Origin of the sequence: Exiguobacterium alkaliphilum 12/1 (assembly GCF_000714435.1) — a bacterium.
Taxonomy (GTDB): Bacteria; Bacillota; Bacilli; order Exiguobacteriales; family Exiguobacteriaceae; genus Exiguobacterium; species Exiguobacterium alkaliphilum.
This window is the reverse complement of the sequence record NZ_JJMW01000007.1, coordinates 1-2760: the sequence shown is the minus strand read 5'-3', so window position 1 is coordinate 2760 and position 2760 is coordinate 1. Positions and strand designations below refer to the sequence as shown.

3 protein-coding genes are annotated in these 2760 nt (G+C 33.0%); 2 read left to right on the top strand and 1 reads right to left on the bottom strand.

Annotated features, from left to right (window positions below; genetic code table 11):
- Positions 1–122 precede the first annotated feature (122 nt).
- Positions 123–1382 (bottom strand): helix-turn-helix domain-containing protein, encoded by a 1260-nt coding sequence (locus RT52_RS00165; protein WP_034814321.1) that lies wholly within the window; start codon positions 1380–1382, stop codon positions 123–125.
- A gap of 167 nt (positions 1383–1549) precedes the next feature.
- On the opposite strand from RT52_RS00165, the gene RT52_RS16290 reads away from it, so the two are divergent.
- Positions 1550–2071, top strand: coding sequence for a hypothetical protein (locus RT52_RS16290; protein ID WP_156028746.1), 522 nt, complete (start codon positions 1550–1552; stop codon positions 2069–2071).
- A 3-nt stretch (positions 2072–2074) separates the two neighbouring features.
- Entirely contained in the window at positions 2075–2680 is a 606-nt protein-coding gene (locus RT52_RS00160) for a hypothetical protein (protein ID WP_156028745.1), read from the top strand.
- The last annotated feature ends 80 nt before the right edge of the window (positions 2681–2760 follow it).

Sequence of the window (2760 nt, the reverse complement as noted above, 5' to 3'; positions counted from 1 at the left end):
GCGATACACGATCAAGTAATTCAGGAAGGTGATTTTGTGACCCATTACTAACGCTACCTTTTGCATCTATACTTGGTGAAAAACTGAAAACTGTCATAATTGTCATGATAATCAATATTTTTTTACCATCTGATCATCTCCATAGATTCTTCATTTTGATGAAACTCTACTAATAATTTCTGATATTTAGAATGATTTTTATTTTTATAATAATCTAAGAGTTCCAAATATCTTTTTCTTATTTCAATATAAGAGTTTTCTTTCTCGATTAACCTTAAGTAATTAGTTTCAAGTAACCGATAATATTCTTTCTCATTTTTTTTACTCTTTAGAATCATTAAATCGGCATAAACCAAATATTTCTTATGAAGCTTACACTTTGACGCACTATTCTTGAAAGATGATGTAAATTCTAGAATCTCTTCTTCTTGAAGATCGTTTAAATGGAGTTTGGTTTCCCACATAGCAAGAATCAAAAGACATTGATGTTCTTCTTTAGTAGAAAAATATTGCTCGCAACTCTTAAACACCACAAGTGCCTCGTCATATCGATTTGCATTTTTCAAGAAGATACCGTAGTTATATCGCGTCTCGTGTAACATATTTTCGTTACGGAACTTTGATAGCATACGCAACAACTCAATATACTCTTTTTCTGCTTCTTTCATTAAACCCAATCTTGAGTAATTAATTGCCATAACCGACTTACAAGTTATCATTCTAGTGAAATTCGTCCCTTTACCAAAAGATTCATAGGCTTTATTCATATGAATTAAAGAAAGTGATGGACTGATGTTATAGCTGTAAATGAGACCTTTCTGGTAAAAATATTCTGCTTTGTCGTCACTCACTATGAGATTTTCATTTGATTCAGCGTATTCTGCAGCTTTCTTAGAATCTTTATACTTATTCAAGAACGACATTTTTAAAACGACAAATTTACTAATGTCGGCATTGGACATTATCTCTAAATTATCAAGGTTGTATAAAAGAGATTCAGCCTTTTCATAATTTTTTTCGTTTAATTCATAGGCCAATTGAGCCAATAAGTATCGATTCAAATAATCGCTTACTATGTAATGAGACTCCTCCTTTTCCATCATTTCAATGGTTAACTTCATCTGACTAACTTCACTGTAAGACCAGTGATAATAAAAGTCATCAATAAGTTTTGAGAGTTGACTATGCCTCTCCTGCTCAAAATCAATTTTTTTCCCAAGTCTTTCGAGAAGCAAATTCAATGTTTCTTGATTAGGTAGATACACTCCTTTTTCGATTTTGCTTAAATGTGAGATAGAACATATCCCTGCTGCGACTTCTTGTTGGGTTTTCTTAGCTTTTATACGATTAAATCGGATGATATTCCCGATATATTTATGCAATTTAATCTCCTCCACCTCATATTATCCCAAATTTTAAATGGTAAATAAATGCTATATTTTGAATAAGTCTTAGTTCAAAAGTCAAATTTTTAATGTAAAGGAGACAATGATTTTTAGAATTTTTTATTTTCACCAGATTTTTCACAAAAAATATTGGAGGTTTTTTAATGTTTAAGTCAAAAACAATTAAAATCTTAGGTTCACTAGCTTTGAGCGCATCGATTTTATCAGGAGTACCTAATTCAGTGTCAGCAGTAGAAAATGATGTGCCTATTTATGCCCCAGTTTACGATGGAACAGTATATCAATCCACACTCACTAATACATTAGTAAAGCTTCCAAAATGGACGCATATTGCTACAAACACATCGTCTCTTGTAGACACAGTAAACTATGAGGTTTCTCGTCGTGTATTTGCTACTGGAACTCTTACAGGTGAAACAGAATTTAAAATTTTGCAAAATGGCCTAAAAGTAACAGCCGAGGTTTCTTATGGGACGGATACCACCACATCAACTAAATTCGCCTTTAATATTCCTCCAAAATCCACGCGGAAATTAGTTTATGGTAGCATCGGTGTTGATACCACAGGAAAATTAGTCACATACTCTAATGGTTTGGTATCAAGATCAAAAGCCGTTTCTGCAGACTATAGCCGTTACAGCTACTCTGAGAATCTTGCATACTGATATATGAAAAAATATGTTGCTTTATACGTTTTAGCGATTGCTTTAGTATTGGCATCATGTAGCGAAAACGATTCATCAAAGAGTACTTCTTTGGGTAAGGAGAAGTCTAACGAGAAAACTGAACAAACTACCCAGTATGTTTCAGGTACAACACAGTATGTATCTATTAATGAATACATCGAAAGTATGGTAGCTCAACAATTTTCATTTATAAGTTTCGAAAAAGAAGTAGAAAACAATGAATTGATCACAACCGTAACGTTCTCAGTAGATAACATTCTAAGTCCAAAATTCACTTCTACTGAGCAACAGTTTTACTGGAGTGTTCAACTTCCAACTTCTCTTTTCGAAAAGGTCTCGGACGTACCTGAGCCGGTTATGTTTGTTCCTATATCTGGGGAAGAGTTAACAAATAGTGAGCGAGAAAAATCTCGTTATGCTAACTTTTATCGGATACAACAACGATTTGAAGTCTCAGAAGAACACGTCGCGGAAGTAGAGAAGTTGATTCAAAAAAAGGACTCTGGATACGCATTTAAACTTCATGATGAAAATTATGAAGAAGCATTCGTATTTGTTGATTTAGAATCTTTTGTAAATATAGACTGATTATTCAACAGCAAAATAGATATTCTCAAAAAAAGAATTCACTTCAATCCTGATATGCTCCCCAATAGGTAGACAGATGA